The organism is Micromonospora krabiensis (genome assembly GCF_900091425.1).
GTDB classification, from domain to species: Bacteria; Actinomycetota; Actinomycetes; order Mycobacteriales; family Micromonosporaceae; genus Micromonospora; species Micromonospora krabiensis.
The window spans coordinates 5748725-5764861 of sequence record NZ_LT598496.1 but is presented as its reverse complement, the minus strand read 5'-3'; the positions used below and the strand labels follow the sequence as shown (position 1 = coordinate 5764861).

The 16137-nt window shown below is 74.0% G+C and carries 13 protein-coding genes; 5 read left to right on the top strand and 8 right to left on the bottom strand.

The annotated features are described in order from the left end of the window. Position 1: 1 nt before the first annotated feature. On the bottom strand, positions 2-877 hold the full coding sequence (locus GA0070620_RS26500; RefSeq protein WP_091595275.1) for an LOG family protein: 876 nt from the start codon (positions 875-877) through the stop codon (positions 2-4). Between the two features lie 155 nt (positions 878-1032). Here GA0070620_RS26500 and GA0070620_RS33040 point away from each other — a divergent pair, with 155 nt between their 5' ends. Continuing rightward, positions 1033-1206 carry a hypothetical protein gene (locus GA0070620_RS33040; protein WP_172836505.1) on the top strand — a complete coding sequence of 58 codons (174 nt, stop codon included), beginning with the start codon at positions 1033-1035 and terminating at the stop codon, positions 1204-1206. A 28-nt stretch (positions 1207-1234) separates the two neighbouring features. Here the strand turns inward: GA0070620_RS33040 and dapE are convergent, their stop codons facing one another. Then, positions 1235-2308: a succinyl-diaminopimelate desuccinylase gene (gene dapE, locus GA0070620_RS26495; RefSeq protein ID WP_091595273.1), complete on the bottom strand. Its 1074-nt coding sequence runs from the start codon at positions 2306-2308 to the stop codon at positions 1235-1237. A 102-nt stretch (positions 2309-2410) separates the two neighbouring features. Between dapE and dapD the strand changes: the two genes are divergently transcribed. Then, positions 2411-3370: a 2,3,4,5-tetrahydropyridine-2,6-dicarboxylate N-succinyltransferase gene (gene dapD / locus GA0070620_RS26490; protein ID WP_091595271.1), complete on the top strand. Its 960-nt coding sequence runs from the start codon at positions 2411-2413 to the stop codon at positions 3368-3370. 51 nt (positions 3371-3421) lie between these two features. On the opposite strand, the gene GA0070620_RS26485 is transcribed toward dapD, so the two are convergent. Then, entirely contained in the window at positions 3422-6760 is a 3339-nt protein-coding gene (locus tag GA0070620_RS26485; RefSeq protein ID WP_091595269.1) for a S8 family serine peptidase, read from the bottom strand. Between the two features lie 142 nt (positions 6761-6902). Here GA0070620_RS26485 and GA0070620_RS26480 point away from each other — a divergent pair, with 142 nt between their 5' ends. Both GA0070620_RS26480 and GA0070620_RS26475 read left to right on the top strand, forming a co-directional pair. After that, on the top strand, positions 6903-7460 hold the full coding sequence (locus GA0070620_RS26480; RefSeq protein ID WP_091595267.1) for a sugar O-acetyltransferase: 558 nt from the start codon (positions 6903-6905) through the stop codon (positions 7458-7460). Between the two features lie 101 nt (positions 7461-7561). Then, the gene (locus GA0070620_RS26475) at positions 7562-10201 is read left to right on the top strand and encodes a hypothetical protein (protein WP_091595265.1); all 2640 of its coding nucleotides are present in this window, start codon (positions 7562-7564) and stop codon (positions 10199-10201) included. Here the strand turns inward: GA0070620_RS26475 and GA0070620_RS26470 are convergent. The 3 genes from GA0070620_RS26470 to GA0070620_RS26460 form a co-directional block, all read right to left on the bottom strand. Then, the gene (locus tag GA0070620_RS26470) at positions 10178-10825 is read right to left on the bottom strand and encodes a nucleoside/nucleotide kinase family protein (RefSeq protein ID WP_091595263.1); all 648 of its coding nucleotides are present in this window, start codon (positions 10823-10825) and stop codon (positions 10178-10180) included. The two genes, GA0070620_RS26475 and GA0070620_RS26470, sit on opposite strands and share 24 nt — an antisense overlap. Further along, on the bottom strand, positions 10825-11460 hold the full coding sequence (locus tag GA0070620_RS26465) for an SIMPL domain-containing protein (RefSeq protein ID WP_091595261.1): 636 nt from the start codon (positions 11458-11460) through the stop codon (positions 10825-10827). The genes GA0070620_RS26470 and GA0070620_RS26465 overlap by 1 nt, the downstream gene beginning before the upstream one ends. A gap of 68 nt (positions 11461-11528) precedes the next feature. Next, positions 11529-12542 (bottom strand): prephenate dehydrogenase, encoded by a 1014-nt coding sequence (locus GA0070620_RS26460; RefSeq protein ID WP_091595259.1) that lies wholly within the window; start codon positions 12540-12542, stop codon positions 11529-11531. Between the two features lie 243 nt (positions 12543-12785). On the opposite strand from GA0070620_RS26460, the gene GA0070620_RS26455 reads away from it, so the two are divergent. Further along, entirely contained in the window at positions 12786-14627 is a 1842-nt protein-coding gene (locus GA0070620_RS26455; protein WP_091595257.1) for a M48 family metallopeptidase, read from the top strand. Between the two features lie 51 nt (positions 14628-14678). Here the strand turns inward: GA0070620_RS26455 and dapC are convergent, their stop codons facing one another. Together dapC and fdxA are read right to left on the bottom strand one after the other, a co-directional pair. After that, positions 14679-15788 (bottom strand): succinyldiaminopimelate transaminase, encoded by a 1110-nt coding sequence (gene dapC, locus GA0070620_RS26450; RefSeq protein ID WP_091595255.1) that lies wholly within the window; start codon positions 15786-15788, stop codon positions 14679-14681. Then, positions 15785-16111, bottom strand: coding sequence for a ferredoxin (fdxA, locus tag GA0070620_RS26445; RefSeq protein ID WP_076466513.1), 327 nt, complete (start codon positions 16109-16111; stop codon positions 15785-15787). The genes dapC and fdxA overlap by 4 nt, the downstream gene beginning before the upstream one ends. Positions 16112-16137: the final 26 nt, after the last annotated feature.

The following is a 16137-nucleotide window of genomic DNA, read 5'->3' as shown; positions in this document are numbered from 1 at the left end:
CTCAGCGCTCCTCCGCCTCGCGCCGGTCGGCGGCGGCGTGCTCGGCCGCGGCCGCCTGCTGGTCGGCGCCGGTCCGCGCGACCGCCTCCTCCCGCACCGCCTCCTGCTCGGCGGAGAGCGCGGCCTCGGCCTCGACGATGTGCCGGACGGCCGCGTTGACGTCGTCGGTGAGGCAGATCAGGTCCAGGTCGACCGGCCCGATCTTGCCGCCGGCGGCCATGGTGTCGCGGAGCCAGTCGAGCAGCCCGCGCCAGTAGTCCACGCCCATCAGCACCACCGGGAACCGGGTGACCTTGCCGGTCTGCACCAGGGTGAGCGCCTCGAACAGTTCGTCCATGGTGCCGAACCCACCGGGGAGCACCACGAAGGCCTGGGCGTACTTGACGAACATGGTCTTGCGGGCGAAGAAGTAACGGAAGTCGATGGCCAGGTCGACCCAGTCGTTGATGCCCTGCTCGAAGGGGAGCTCGATGCCCAGACCGACGGAGAGGCCGCCCGCTTCGCTGGCGCCCCGGTTGGCCGCCTCCATCACGCCCGGGCCGCCGCCGGTGATGACGGCGTAGCCGGCCCGGGCGAGGGCGGCGCCGAGCTCCTCGGCCAGCACGCACTCGGCGCTGTCCGGCCCGCTGCGGGCCGAACCGAAGACGCTGACCGCCGGCGGCAGGTCGGCGAGGGTGTCGAAACCCTCGACGAACTCGGAGAGGATGCGCAGCGCCCGCCAGGCGTCCCGGGTCTTCCAGTCGCCCCGCCCGCGCGAGTCGAGCAGCCGCTGGTCGGCGGTGCTCGTCGGGATCGCCTGGCGACGCAGGGTCACCGCGCCCCGGTGCCGTTCCCGCCCGGGCGCCCGGCCCGCGTCCCGCCCGTTGCTCTGGCTCATGCAAGCCACCGTAGTGGAGCGGCACCGGCCGGGTGCGCGGGGCGAGAACGCGACGAAATAGTTCGCGATCTTGGGCAACCATTCCGGTCGCTCGTACGTCTTACTATTCACATACCGGGTATGCCCCGGCGCGCGCCTTCGGGGGAGGAGCCAGCGTGATCAGCAACAGCGAGATGATCCGGATCCGGCGTCAGATGCAGCGGCGGATCCGTGACGTGGTGGCCGAGCGCCGCCGCGCCCGCCAGTTGGAGCCGGCCGCCGCCGATTCCTCCGCCGACGCCGCCGACGCCCGGCCGACCACGAATTCGTCCGTCTCCGCCCCGGCCTGACCACCCTCAGCGTCCGGGTCGGCCGGCGTCAGGCGGAGGCCAGCCAGCGGTGCAGGGTCGCCGCGCCGTCCCGGATCTTGCTGATCTCGACGTGCTCGTCCTTGTGGTGGGCCAGGTTCGGATCCCCGGGGCCGAAGTTCAACGCCGGAATGCCCAGCGCCGCGAACCGGGCCACGTCGGTCCAGCCCAGCTTGCCGACCGGTGCCGCACCGACCGCCGCCAGGAACTCCCTCGCCGGGGGCGCCTCCAGCCCAGGCAGGGCGCCGGCCGCCGCATCGGTCACCGCCAGGTCGAAGCCGGCGAAGACCTCCCGCAGGTGCGCCTCGGCGGCCGCCGGGTCACGGTCCGGGGCGTACCGGTAGTTGATCTCGATCTCGCAGCGGTCGGGAATGACGTTGCCGGCCACCCCGCCGTTGATGCGTACCGCGTTGAGCCCCTCGCGGTAGTCGCAGCCGTCGATGGTCACCCGTCGCGCCTCGTACGTGGTGAGGCGGCGCAGCACCTCACCGGCACCGTGGATGGCGTTCACGCCGTGCCAGGACCGGGCCGCGTGCGCCCGCTCGCCGTGCGTGGTGACGATCGCCCGCATGGTGCCCTGGCAACCGGCCTCGACGACCCCGTACGTCGGCTCCAGCAGCACCGCGAAGTCGGCCGCGAGCCACTCCGGGTGCGCCTCGCCGACCAGGTGCAGCCCGTTGTACTTCGACTCGATCTCCTCGGCCTCGTAGAAGAAGTACGTCAGGTCGTAGCGGGGGTCGGGCAGGGTCACCGCCAGGTGCAGGGCGTACGCGACGCCGGACTTCATGTCGGACGTGCCGCAGCCGTACATCAGGTCGCCGCGCATCGTCGACGGGAAGTTGTTGTTCAGGGGCACCGTGTCCAGGTGCCCCGCCAGCACCACCCGCTGCGCCCGTCCCAGGTCGGTGCGCGCCATCACCGTGTTGCCGTGCCGGGACGTCGTCAGGTGCGGCACGCGCCGCAGCACCTCCTCCACGCAGTCGGCGATCGCCTTCTCGTTGAGGGACACGGACTCTATGTCGACGAGGGCGCGGGTGAGCGCCACCGGATCGGCGAGGACCTCGGGGGTCAGCGGGTTCTCCATGATTCGCACGGTACCGTCAGACCCGGTGGGGGCGAGCAGTGATCTTGCCGGCCCGCAGCCGCGTACGAGACCGGCCCGCAGCCGCGAACGAGAGGTGAAGCAGTGACGTCCGCACAATCCGCCTGGGGCATCGGCCTGGCCACCGTCACCGCCGACGACCAGGTGCTCGACACCTGGTATCCGACCGGGAAGCTGGGGCTCGGCGAACTGCCCCTGGTGCCCGGCGAGGAGAAGTCGGACGTGCTCGACCTGCCGCCGGGCGCGATCGGCGAGCGTGGCCTGCCGGGCCTGCGGGCCGTCCAGGTGGTCACCGTGATCGGCTCGCTGGACGACCCGATCAAGGACGCGGCCGACGCGTACCTGCGGTTGCACCTGCTCTCCCACCGGCTGGTCCGGCCCAACGAGATCAACCTCGACGGCATCTTCGGCAAGCTCGCGAACGTGGCCTGGACGTCGGCCGGGCCCTGCCCGCCGGAGCGGGTGGACGAACTGCGTGTGATCGAGCGCACGGCGGGTCGGCACCTGGCGGTCTACGGGGTGGACAAGTTCCCCCGGATGACCGACTACGTGGTCCCCTCCGGGGTGCGGATCGCCGACGCGGACCGGGTGCGGCTCGGCGCCCACCTGGCCTCCGGCACCACGGTCATGCACGAGGGCTTCGTCAACTTCAACGCCGGCACGATGGGCACCTCGATGGTCGAGGGCCGGATCGTCCAGGGCGTGCTGGTGGGCGACGGCTCGGACGTCGGCGGCGGTGCCTCGATCATGGGGACCCTCTCCGGCGGCGGCACCGAGAAGATCAGCATCGGCGAGCGGAGCCTGATCGGCGCGAACGCGGGCGTCGGCATCTCCCTCGGCGACGACTGCGTGGTCGAGGCGGGCTGCTACATCACCGCCGCGTCGAAGATCTCCCTTCCGGACGGGCGGGTGGTCAAGGCCCGCGAGCTCTCCGGCGTCGACGGCCTGCTCTTCTGGCGCAACTCGGTGACGGGCGCGCTGGAGGCGAAGCCGCGGACCGGTCGCGGCATCGAGCTGAACGCCGCGCTGCACGCCAACGACTGACGCGAACCCGCCGGGTCCACGGGAAGCCGCGGACCCGGCGGGCGTACGCCGTCAGCGCAGTCGGTACGCCTGGATGATGTGCTGGGTCACCGTGTTGCCCGCGGTGTCCCGGGCGGTGGCCCGCAGGGACGCGTAGCCGGTGCCGGCCGGGTGCCGCACGGTGGCCTTCCAGCCACCGTCACCGGGCCGGACCGTGGCCCGCCGCCAGGTCGTCCCGCCGTCGTAGGAGACGTCGACGGTGAGTGCCGCGACCCGGGCCGAGGGTGCGCCGGGCTGCCGCTCCACCGTGACCGGGATGGTGAAGGTGCGACCGGCCGGCGCGTTGTTGGCCACGTCGAGCGGCGGCGCGAAGCGGACCGCCATCGCCGGCAGCCGGGCGAAGTCCTCGCCGGCCACGTGCCGGGACCGGAACGTCCAGGCGGCGCCGACCTCGGTGCTCAGGTCGGTGAAGCTCCGCCTGGTCACCGTCTCCAGCCGGTAGCTGGCGGCGCCGCCCGGCACCTCGAACTCGCCGTAGCCCGGTTCGCCGTTCTCGCCGACCAGCTTCCCGTCGCGGTAGAGGGCGGTCCGGGCGCTCTCCGGCAGGGACCCGCCGGCATGCCCGTCGGCGTCGCTGTGCAGCGGCACGTCGAGCACGATCAGGTCGCCCAGCCGGGTGAGGCCCTGACCGGGCCAGCGCGGCGCCGGGAAGGACGGCCCGTACGGCGCGCTGTTCCAGTCCTCTCGCGACTTCCGGCCGGGTCGGTAGGTCCGTTCCTCGCCGACCAGCACCGCCCGGGGCTCGATCCAGCCGTCCTCGGTCGGCACGCCGAAGGTCATCTCTCCGGACCAACGCACCCCACGGGTGTTGTAGTGCTCGACCCGCTGCCCGGGCAGCGACGTCGGCAGCACCGCGGCCCAACCCCCCACGTCGGGTTCGAGGTGCGGGAAGACCACCCGCTCCGTGCTCAGGCCGGGGTAGCCGCCGCGGAACCGGTGGGTGACCGTGGCCAGGTCACGGCTGCGGTAGTGCCGGTCGAACCCGGTCGGCTGCCGGCCGGGGAAGCCCTCGCTGAGCGCGTAGAGGTACGGGCTGCTCGTCGCCGTCCGGTCGGCCCACTGGCTGCTCACCGTGCCCAGGAAGTGCTCCGGTGACCCGGCCGGGCCGTGCTGGCCGCTGGAGAGCCCGGTGAAGTCGAGGCCCAGCGCGCTGAAGCCGTACGCGCCGCCGTCGGCGGCGAGCACGTTCGCCCCGACCTCGACCAGAGCCGGTGTGGCCGACGGATCCGGGACGGTGGTCCGCACCGGCTTCGCCTGCCGCGCGTCGATGGTGATCGTCGTGTCCCGGTCGAGCACCAGTTCGGGGCGGGCCATCAACGCCGTCCGGGGGTTCTCCTCGTCCCCGCCGTTGAGGAAGGTCAACACCCCGTACCGGCCCTTCGGTATCCGCAGCTCGGTGGTCCCGTCGGGGTCGGACGCCTCCTGCCCGCCGGACTCGTCCAGCCCGGCGAGGACGGTGAACGCGTTGCCGGTGAGGGCCCCGGTCTCGTCGACGTGCCGGACGGTGAGGGTGTAGCTCTCCACCTCCCGGTGCACACCGAACGGCGTGACGGCCACGCTGTCCCCGGCGCGGGCGACGACGCGGCCGGTGTAGTGGCCGTCCGCGTCACCGATCCGGGTGTCGGCGGTGACCGTGGCCGAGGCCGTGCCGCCGGCCGGCACGGTGACCTGGGCCGTGCTCAGGGTGAACAGGCCGGCCGGTGCCGGCGCGCCGGTCGGCCCGGTGGCCTCGACGGTGAGGTCGAGGGTGACCGGTGCCGCGCCGTCGTTGCGCCAGGTCACCTCCCGGGTGACCGGGGTGTCGTCCTGGTGGGGCCAGGTCGTCCGGCCGAACGAGACGCTCACCGGCTCACTGGTGACGGTCTGCGTGATCGCCCGGGCCACGTCGACCCGACCGGCCCCCTGCTCGTACGCGGACTGCTCCGGGTGCGGCTTCGCCGACGCCATCAGGGTGGCCTTGAGCTGCCCGGCCCCCCAGCCGGTGTGCTGCTGGGCGAGGAGGGCGACCGCACCGGCGACGTGCGGGGCGGCCATGGAGGTGCCGGAGATCGAGACGTACCCCTCCCCCGCCGGGTCACCGATCACGCCCTCCGCGGCGCGGGCCGCGACGATCTCCACGCCCGGAGCCGTGAGGTCCGGCTTGAGCGCCTCGTCGCCGGTCCGTGGGCCGCGACTGGAGAAGTCGGCCAGCACGTCCTCCCGGTCGACGGCGCCGACGGCGAGCGCCGCGTCGGCGGTCGCCGGTGAGCTGACCGGGGCGAAGCCGCCATCGTTGCCGGCGGAGACCACGAAGAGCGCGCCGGTCGTCGCCGTGAGTTGGTTGATCGCCTCCTCGAGCGGGTCGAGCTCCGGCGTGTCCATGCCGCCGATGCTGATGTTGATCACGTCCGCCCGCTGGTCGACGGCGGCCCACTGCATGCCGGCGAGGATCGCCGAGTCGGTGCAGCCGAAGACCTCGCAAACCTTGCCGGAGAGCAGGGTGGCGTCCGGTGCCACGCCCCGGTAGCGGCCGCCGGAGGCGGCACCGCTCCCGCCGATGATCGAGGCGACGTGCGTGCCGTGCCCGACCACGTCGGTCGTCGCGGACTCCTCGGTGAAGTTCTGCGACTCGGCCACCCGACCGGCCAGGTCCGGGTGCGTCGTGTCGACCCCGGTGTCCAGCACCGCGACCCGGACGCCCCGGCCGGTGTAGCCGGCCTGGTGGGCGGCCGGTGCGCCGATCTGCGGAACGCTGTGGTCGAGGGTGACCTTCCGCCGGCCGTCGAGCCAGATCCGGTCGACACCCCCCGCCGTGTCGACCCGGGCTCCGGCCCGGCCGGTGAGCGCCGCCCACACCTCGCTGGCCCGCTGCTTCGCCGCGGTGCCGGCGAACCCGTGGATCGCGGGCAACTCCCGGGTGACGGTCACGCCGGCCGGCGCGGCGACCCGCCGCGCGGCCCCGGTCGACGACGCGCGGAGCAGCACCGGCAGGTGATCGCTGCGGGCGTCGTCGTAGCCGGCGGCGATGAGGCCGGTGACGTCGAAGAGCCGCCGGTCCACCCGCCCGTCGCGGATCAGCGGCAGCGCGTCGTGGGGCACCACCGAGAGTTGGCCGCGGTGGCGTGAGGTGAGGAAGTGGACGTGTTCGCGCCCCGCAGCGGGGCGCACGCTCGCGCCCCCGGACCGGGTGACCGTCACCCGGTCGCCGGTGAGCAGCGTGACGGTGGTGTGGTCGGCGGTCGCCGACGAGGCGCGTGGGGCGGCCGCCGCCGGGCCGGGGTCGATCGGCGGAGCCGCCGATACGGCCGTCGGGCCGGCGAGCACGAGCGCGAACGCGAGCCCGGCGCCGGATATTTTCCTGATTCGGTGCAACGGATCCTCCTCGGTGGAGCGTCGTTAACCAACGAGAGACACATTGACAACCGTCAGGATTACATACCCGGTATGCAGTGGGGAAGTCATAAATCCGACCAAGTCGCCGACACCGCCGCCGGCCGATCGGGATGATCGACCGGTGACGTCCATGAGGGAACGCATGCTCGCCGGCGAGCTCTACCAGGCCGACGACCCCGAGATCATCGCCGACCTCGACCGGGCCGCCCGACTGATGGAGCGCTTCAACACCAGCCCCGCCGACGACCCCGACGCCCGCCTGGCGGCGCTCCGGGAACTGCTCGGCGACGTCGGCGAAGGCGCCTGGGTCCGGCCGCCCTTCCACTGCGACTACGGCCACCGGATCCGCATCGGCCCCGGCTCCTTCGTCAACTACCAGTCGGTCTTCCTCGACGTCGCGCCCATCATCCTCGGCGCCGACGTCCAGGTCGGCCCGAACGTCCAGCTGCTCACGCCGACCCACCCGGTGGCGCCCGAACCGCGACGGGCGAAGTGGGAGTCCGCGAGACCCATCACCATCGCGGACAACGTCTGGCTCGGCGGCGGCGCGATCGTCCTGGGCGGCGTCACCGTCGGCGCGAACACCGTCGTGGGCGCGGGCGCCGTGGTCACCCGCGACCTACCGCCCAACGTCGTCGCGCTCGGCAACCCCGCCCGTCCGGTACGCGCGGTCGACTGACCACGATCAAGCCCTTCACCTGCACAAACAGCGTCTCGACGGCTGGCGATTCGGCCCGAACTCCGGCACTGTAGGTAGTGACGGTTTCACCGGGAGGTGACATGGCCGGTCGGGTTCTGGAGCTTCGGGTGCACGGGGTGTCGAACACACCGCCGGACCAGATCCTCGGCCTGCACCCCGAACCGGCCGACGCCCCGCCCCAGCCACGGCTGGTCGCCGGTGGAGCCGTCACCGGCTTCTATCGCGCCCCGAGCGGCGGACCGGACGACCCGCTCGCGGTCGAGGCGTACAGCTGGGGGCAGCTGACCTCCGGCGCGCGCACCGCGCGGGACGTGGAACGCGCACTGTGGACGCTGCTGCTGCCGTTCACCCTGGCGAACGTGGCGCTGCACGCCCGGCCCGGGATCCCACCCGACCCGGACCAGGAGCGCTGGGCCAGTCGCTCCGGAATCACCGCCTGGCTGATCCGGCTCTTCTGCCTCAGCCTGACCAGCACGGTCGTCCTCGCGGTGACCGGCATCGGCGTCGACCTGATCGGTTGGCAGTGCGTCGACGACTACTGCCTGGGCCGCATCCCCGGGCCGTGGGAGTTCCTCGCCCACGGCTGGTGGAGCGAGGGAGCCCGCGCCCTCGCCGTCGGACTGCTCGTCCCGCTGGCGCTGCTCGCGGTGCTCGGCCTGGTCGCCTGGCGCACCTACCAGTACGAGGCGGAGATGCCCGCCGACCCGAGCCCCGCTCAGGTCCTCCACACGCCCGTCGCGGCCCCCACGGACGCGGAACCACCGGTCGCGCAGCCGCCGGAGGAGCCGCCGCCCGAACCCGAACCGCCTCCCCCGGACCCGACGAACCCGCTGCAGGACCCCACCTTCTGGTGGGGCGAGGGTCAGCTCCGGCGCGCCGCCGTACTGCACCTGTCCACCGGCGCCGTGGTCGCGGCGGCGGTGCCGCTCGGCACCGTGCTGGCGATGGACCCACCGCGGGGCGTACGCGCCGCCGTCGCCTGGCCCGCCGTCACCGTGGGCGCGGCCGTCCTGGTCATCGCGGTGGTGGCCCTCAGCCGGCCGTACCTGACCCGACGCGCCGGATCCACCCCGCTCGGACCGTGGAGCGCCGCCGTCGCCGGCCTCGCCGCTCTCGCCGTGCTCGGCACCGTCGCGCTCCTGCTGCTGCCCGACGGACCGGCCGGCACCCCCCTCGCCGGCTGGCGGCCGCCCCGCGGCTGCGCCGAGGACCCCGCGATCCCGGGCTGCTTCGCCGACCGCTCACTGCCCGGGTACGACTGGATCCTCGCCTGGCTGTGCGCGGGGCAACTGCTGCTGCTCATCACCATCGGCGGGGTGGCCCGCTCCGGCCGACGGGCGCTGGCCCCACCGGTCGCCGCGGGACTGCTCCTCGTCGGCGGGGTGTTCTGGATCGACGGCTGGCTGCCGGCGCTCCCCCCGGCACCCGACCCGTTGGCCGTGTGGATGCTCGCCGTCCCCGCCGTGACGCTCGCCGCGGTCGGGCTGGTGCTCCCCCGCACCCCGATCGGCACCGGCCTCCAGCCGCTGGAACCGCACACCGACGTGGGGTGGGGCGGGCGGGGGCCGGCCGTCATCGCCGGCTTCGGCTGGTTGCTGTGCATCGCCAATACCACCGGGCTGCTCTACTGGGTGACCGACCGGCTCAACAACGGCGCCACCCCCAGCGGCCAGTCCACCGTCACCCCGCCGATCCCCGTCATGTGGGCGGGGCTCGCCTTCGCCGTCGCGCTGGCCGTCCTCGCGGTCACCCTCGCACGGGCCGCCGTGCTCTTCTACCGCCTGCGCCGCCGGGAGTACGCGGAGCTGGTCCCGCCCGGGCACAACCTCTCCCTGCACGACCTGCGGCGCTGCCGCGACGTCAGCGCGTTCCGTGCCCTGCACCGGCTGGTCGGCGAACACGCGATCCGGCTCGTCGGCTGCTACGCGATCGCCGCGACCGCGCTGGTCACCCTCGGCTGCGCCGCCGCGCTGTCGCACACCCGACCCCACCCGGTCGACGCCGCCGACGGCGCGGCGGTCGTGAAGGTCGTCTCCGACGTCGGGGACTCCCTGCTCGGCTGGCTGCCGGTGCTGGTCGCCGCGATCGGCGCGCTGGTCTACCGCAACGACACCGTACGGCGAACGGTCGGCGTGATCTGGGACGTGGGCACGTTCTGGCCCCGCGCCGCCCACCCGCTCGCCCCGCCCAGCTACGCCGAACGCGCGGTGCCCGAACTCCAGACCCGCATCGCGGGGCTGCTCGCGCTGACCGAGCACGACCCCCGCCGGGTGGACGGCATCATCCTGTCCGGACACAGCCAGGGCACGGTGATCTGCACGGCGGTGATCCTCCAACTGCCGGCACGGTGGCGGCGGCGGCTCTGGTTCTTCTCGTACGGCTGCCAACTGACCCGGCTCTACGGGCGGATCTTCCCCGCGTACTTCGGGCCGGACCGGCTGCCGGTCCTCGCCGAGGCCCTGACCGTGGCACCCCGCTGGACCGGCTGGACCAACTTCTGGCGGGACACCGACCCGCTCGGGTGGCCCGTCAACGCGGGCGAGCGGGACCTGGCCGTGCGGGACCCGGAGGCGCTGCACCCCAGCGGCGGCGAGGTCGCCGACCCGCCCATCCGCAACCACAGCGGCTACCCGGACGCGCCCGAGTTCCACCAGGAGCGGGCACGGGTGGCCCGGCTCCTGCGCCGCGGGGTGCCGCTACCCCGGCAGCCCGTCGGCTAGCCGGACCACCAGGTCGGCGCGCCCGGCCGTGCCGGCCACCAGCGTCGCGTTGGTCTCGTCGCTGCCCAACGCCCAGGCCCGCGCCTCGGCCGGCGTCCGCCCGTACGCCTCGTGCCGGGCGGTGAGCCGGCGCACCCGCAGCTCCGCGTCCAGGTCGAGGAACCACGCCTCGTGCAGCAGGGACCGCACCTCGTCCCACGGCGTCTCCGTCAGCAGCAGGTAGTTGCCCTCGGTCACCACCAGCCGCACCTCCGGCGGGACCTCGATCGCCCCGGCGATCGGCTCCTCCAGGTCGCGGCGGAACGCCGGCGCGTAGACCGAGGTGGGTTCCAGCCGGTGCAGCCGGCGCAGCAGGCTCACGAAGCCGTTCGCGTCGAACGTGTCGGCCGCGCCCTTGCGCCCGGTGCGGCCGAGCCGGTGCAGCTCGACCTGCGCGAGGTGGAAGCCGTCCATCGGCACCAGCCGCGCGGACGGGCCGACCTCGGCGACGATCCGCTGGGCCAGCGTGGACTTGCCGGCGCCCGGCGCGCCGGCGATGCCGAGCAGCTGACGCGGGCCGGCTTCGGCCAGGGCGCGGGCCCGCTCGACCAACTCCTCGACGGAGAGCATCTGCGCGGCCGGCATCAGTCGAGAACCGGCGCTGTGATGGCGAACCGTGCCTGCACCGCGGCCTGCACGGTCTGCGTCTGCGGGTCCAGGTCCAGCTCCGGCGGGCCGCCGCCCGCCTCCGCGTAGGCCATCCGGGCCAGCATCGGCCGCTCCACGCCGGTGTCGGCGAGCTCGATCAGGGCGGTGACCCGGGCGCCGAGCGCCTCCGCGTACTCCCGGGCGCGGGCGACGGCGTCGCCGATCGCGGCGTGCCGGGCCTCCCGGTGCGCCGGGCTGTCGGGGCGCAGTGACCACCAGGGCCCGGCCACCTCGACCTGGTCCTGGTCGGCGAGCCGGAGCATCAGCTCGCCGAGCGTGGCGAAGTCGGTGACCGTGACGGTGGTCGTGACCGCGCCGTGCCAGGCCACCACCCGCTCGGTGGCCCGCCGGGTCTCGGGCCGCACCCGCAGGTCACCGGTCTCCCGCCGGGCGATCGCCGGCCCGTAGCCGTCGAGCAACACCCGGACAGCGGCGGCGCGTTCGGCCAGCCTGGTCAGGGTGGTCTCGCGGTCGCGGTCGCGCGCGGTCGCGGTGACCGTGAACCGGGCCAGCTCCGGCGCCACCTCCCGGTAGGCCTCACCGCGCACCGTCACCACCGGGCCGTCCACCATGCCCTCACCCTAGTCGGGGGCCGGGCGCCGTGCCGCCCACACCGGACGGCGGACGGACGGCGCCCCGGTCACGCCGGGTCCGCCGTCGCCGGACGGTGCCCGACGTACGTCACGACGCCGTCCTCGATCCGGCAGCCGGTCAGGTAACCCCCGGCCGCCCCCAGCTCCAGCAGGTACGCCAGCTCCGCGACGTGGTCGCCGTCGGTCGGGAACTCCTGCCGGCACGCCCGCAGGTCCCGGTCACGCAGCGCGTCCCGCAGGCCCTGCGCCCGCCGGTAGTGCCGGACCAGCGCGTCCAGGTCGTCCCGGCGCAGCGCGTCGGCCAGCCCGTCGAGGAAGGCGCTGACCTGCCCGAGCTGTCGGACCACCTGCTCCCGGTTCTGGAACAGCATGTCGGCGGTCCGCCTCGCCGGGGTGCCGGCCACCCGCGTGCCGTCGCGGAAGCTCCCCGCCGCCAGACCGAGCACCGCGTCGCGGATCTCCGAGCCGGAGACCGCCCCGGCGAGGCTGCCCGCCAGCAGGTGGGGAATGTGCGACGACAGCGCCACCACCGAGTCGTGCACCGTCGGCGACATCGGCACCACCCGGGCCGCGAAGACGTTGACGAGGAGACCCACGAGCATCCGGAACGGCACGATCCCGTCGGCGGCCGGGCAGAGCACCCAGGCGGCGCCGTCGAAGAGCGTCGGGTCGGCGGAGGTCAGCCCGGAGCGCTCGGTGCCCGCCATCGGGTGGCCCGGGACGAACCGGCCGCTCAGCCCGTGCTCGACGGCGAAGCGGGCGACCCCGCCCTTCGTGCTGCCGACATCGGTGACCACGCAGTGCTCACCGCTGTGCTTGGCGACGGTCAGCAGGGTCTCCGGGAGACTCGGGAGGGGGCCGGCCAGGAACACGAGGTCCCGGTCCCGGACGGCGTCGGCCAGCTCGTCGGGAAGATCGATTCCCCGCTCGCGCCCCTCCGCCCGGGTCCGCGGGTCCGGGTCCCAACCGGTGACATCCGGGTGGACCGCGTGCAGCCGGAGCAGGATCGAGCCGCCGATGAGGCCGGTGCCCACCACGGCGACCCTGGGCTGCTCCACCATCGCGTACCTCGGCGTCTCGTGCGTCGCGGGGTTCCCCGGCCCCGACCCGGTCCGGCCGAGGATATCTCCGCCCGCCAGCGCCGGACCCGCCCTCCGTCGCCGCGGCGGCCGGCGCGGTGTTCTGGACGGCGCGGCGTTCCGGCCGGCGTGGGTCGTCCGGAAGGGGGTTGTCCGAGAAAGATCCACGTCGTACCTTCCGTGCGCCGCCCGTACGGTGCGGGCACGGGGAGAAAGGACGGCCGGATGTCCGCGACCTACCGGGCACTCGCCTCGGTGACCATGTTGATCGGCTTCTACGTGGTCGCGTTGCTCCAACTCGGCGCGGTCGTCGCGCTGGGCGTCTGGCTGCTCGACGTGACCAACGGGCTGGTCGCCGGCAAACTGCTGCTGCCGCTGGTCGTCGCGCTCGGCGCGGTGGCCGTCGGGCTGTGGCGCGCGATCCGCACCCGAAACGAGCCGATGCCCGGCCTGATCGTGGGTGAGCGGGAGGCGCCGGGGCTCTGGGCCACCGTCCGCGAGCTCGCCGCCGCCGTCGGCACCCGCGCGCCGGACGAGATCCGCCTGGTGCCGGAGGTCAACGCGGCGGTCAGCGAGCAGAGCCGCCTGCTCGGCCTGGTCGGTGGCCGGCGCACCCTCTACGTCGGCCTGCCCCTGCTCCACGGCATGCGGGTCGATCAGCTGCGCTCGGTGCTGGCGCACGAGCTGGGTCACTACTCCGGCAAGCACACCCGGCTCGGCGGGGTCGCCTACCGGGGACGGCTGGCGATCGGGCACACGGTCGAGCGGATCAGCAGCCGCAACCCGGTCGGCCTGGTGTTCCGCGGCTACGCGCGGCTCTACCTGCTCGTCGACAACGCCGCGTCCCGGCGCCAGGAGTTGGAGGCGGACCGCGCCTCGGTCCTGCTCGCCGGGCACGAGGCGGCAACGTCCGCGCTGCGGACCATCCCTGGGCTCGGCGCCGCCTGGTCGTTCTACATGCGGCGGTACGTCGAGCCGGGCTGGTCGGCCGACCTCGCCCCGGACGACCTGTTCGGTGGCTTCGCCCAGCTGCTCCGCGCCCGTCAGGAGGAGATCGCCGGCCTGCGCGAGATGGCGGACGACCGGGAGGGGTCCCGCTGGGACACCCACCCGCCGGTCGGCGTCCGGGTCGCCGCGATGGTTGACGTCCCGGCCGGCACTGTCGCGGTGGACGACCGACCGGCCGGCGTCCTGCTCGCCGACGTCGACGCCGCCGGGCGACAGCTGCAGGGCGTCGTGGTGGACCACGGCGGCCGGCAGGTGCTGCCCTGGCCCGAGTTCATCGCCGCCGCCGTCGCCGCGGGCGTGCAGCAGCAGGCGGACCAGATCTACCGGGCGGCCGGCAGGTTCACCGGCGCGGCGGAGCCCGGCCTGGTCACCGTGCTCGACCTGGTACGCGCCAAGCGACTGGGCGAGTTCGCCGAGCAGTTCTTCGGCGACGCCACCCGGCGTGAGGCGGCGCAGCGGTTCGCCGGCCCGATGGAGACCCTGTTGGACAACGCGGCGGTCCGCTCCGGCCGCGCGCACTGGGAGCTGTCCTGGACCGGGCCGGCCCGGCTGGTCGGCGCCGACGGCGAGCCGTGGGACCTGGCGGAGATCGCCAAGCTCGCGGTCTCCCCGCAGACCGTGGAGGAGGCGGTCGTCCGGTTGCGCGAACGGGGCATCGACCCGGGGAGCGCGACCGTCGTGCAGCAGCGGGTCACCGGCCGCGACGCCGACCTGATCGGCGCCCTGGCCAACATGAAGATCGACGGCAAGGAGCACGACCTGCTGGTCCTCGACCGCGGGCTGGTCCTCGTCGCCGACCCGGGCCGGGCCAGCAAGGGCGAGGAGCGGCTGAAGGCGCTGGTCGGTTCGACGCCGGTCGCGCAGCTGGCCGCGACGCACACGTTCCTGCCGTACGAGGAGATCACCTCGGCGGAGGTGGCGCGGGAGGTGCCGCTCAAGGCGACGCTCACCCTGCACGGCGGCCGGACCGTGGCGGTGCAGGAGCTGTACTCCAGCGAGCTGCTGGAGAAGAACAGCCGCGACACGCTGCTCGCCGTTCTCCGTCGGATCAACGGCTGATGGCGGGCCCGCCGGCCGGAGCGATCCGGCCGGCGGGTCAGCGCGAGTCGGTCAGGGCTGGGCGAGCCGGCCGGCGACGGCCGCGACGTGTTCGTCGGACTCGGTGAGCGCGACCCGGACGTGCTGGCCGCCGGCCGGGCCGTAGAACGCTCCGGCGGCGACCAGGATGCCACGCCGGGCCAGCCAGTCGACCGTCTTCCAGCAGTCCTCACCGCGAGTCATCCACAGGTAGAGTCCGGCCTCGGAGTCCTCGATCGTGAACCCGGCCGCGGTGAACGCGGCGTGGAGCGCCTCCCGGCGCGCCCGGTAACGCTCCCGCTGCTCGTCGGCGTGTCGTTCGTCCTGGAGCGCCGCGACCATCGCCGCCTGCACCGGGGCGGGCACGATCATGCCGGCGTGCTTGCGCACCTTCAGCAGCTCGGCCACGAGCGCGGGGTCACCGGCGACGAACCCGGCCCGGTAGCCGGCGAGGTTGGAGCGCTTGGAGAGCGAGTGCAGGGCGAGCACGCCCTCGTACGAGCCGCCGGACACCTCCGGCGAGAGCACCGACACGGGCTCGGCGGACCAGCCGAGTGGCAGGTAGCACTCGTCGCTGGCGACCACGGCGCCGCGTTCCCGGGCCCAGTCGACCACCTTGCGCAGGTGGGTCGCGGGCAGCACCCGACCGGTCGGGTTGCCGGGCGAGTTGACCCAGACCAGCCGGACCCGTGAGGTCGGGCCGACCGCGGTCAGCGAGTCGGCGCGGACGACGGTGGCGCCGGCCAGTCGGGCACCGTCCTCGTAGGTCGGGTAGGCGATCGACGGCACGACCACCACGTCGCCCGGGCCGACGCCGAGCAGCGTGGGCAGCCAGGCGACCAACTCCTTCGAGCCGATGCTCGGCAGCACGCCGAGACCGTCGACCCCGGCGCCGCACGCCCGGGCGACCCAGGCGCTGATCGCCGCCCGCAGGGCGGGAGTGCCGGCGGTGAGCGGATAGCCGGGGGCGTCGGACGCGTCAGCGAGCGCCTGCCGGATCACCTCGGGCACCGGGTCGACCGGCGTGCCCATGGAGAGGTTGATCAGGCCCTCCGGGTGCGCCGCGGCCAGGGTGGCCGCGGCGTCCAGGGTGTCCCAGGTGAACTCGGGCAGACGTGCCGAGACCGGCTCGGGCCGGTTCAGTGGCCCTCACCGCGCGGCGGCTGGGCGGCGACGAACGCCGCGTCCTTCTCCACCTTGCCGATCTTCGAGGCGCCACCGGGCGAGCCCAGGTCCTCGAAGAACTCGTAGTTGGCGCCGGTGTAGTCCTTCCACTGCTCCGGGACGTCGTCCTCGTAGAAGATCGCCTCGACCGGGCACACGGGCTCACAGGCACCACAGTCGACGCACTCGTCGGGGTGGATGTAGAGCATCCGGTTGCCCTCGTAAATGCAGTCGACCGGGCACTCCTCGATGCATGCCTTGTCGAGCACATCCACGCACGGCTCGGCGATGATGTAGGTCACCGGTCTTCTCCTCCGCAAGACGCGCC

What these genes read in the sequence shown, in the direction of transcription:
- GA0070620_RS26500 (WP_091595275.1), bottom strand. Translation starts at nt 877, where the DNA reads ATGAGCCAGAGCAACGGGCGGGACGCGGGCCGGGCGCCCGGGCGGGAA.
- dapE (WP_091595273.1), bottom strand. Translation starts at nt 2,308, where the DNA reads ATGGAGAACCCGCTGACCCCCGAGGTCCTCGCCGATCCGGTGGCGCTC.
- GA0070620_RS26475 (WP_091595265.1), top strand. Translation starts at nt 7,562, where the DNA reads ATGGCCGGTCGGGTTCTGGAGCTTCGGGTGCACGGGGTGTCGAACACA.
- GA0070620_RS26470 (WP_091595263.1), bottom strand. Translation starts at nt 10,825, where the DNA reads ATGCCGGCCGCGCAGATGCTCTCCGTCGAGGAGTTGGTCGAGCGGGCC.
- GA0070620_RS26465 (WP_091595261.1), bottom strand. Translation starts at nt 11,460, where the DNA reads ATGGTGGACGGCCCGGTGGTGACGGTGCGCGGTGAGGCCTACCGGGAG.
- GA0070620_RS26460 (WP_091595259.1), bottom strand. Translation starts at nt 12,542, where the DNA reads ATGGTGGAGCAGCCCAGGGTCGCCGTGGTGGGCACCGGCCTCATCGGC.
- GA0070620_RS26455 (WP_091595257.1), top strand. Translation starts at nt 12,786, where the DNA reads ATGTCCGCGACCTACCGGGCACTCGCCTCGGTGACCATGTTGATCGGC.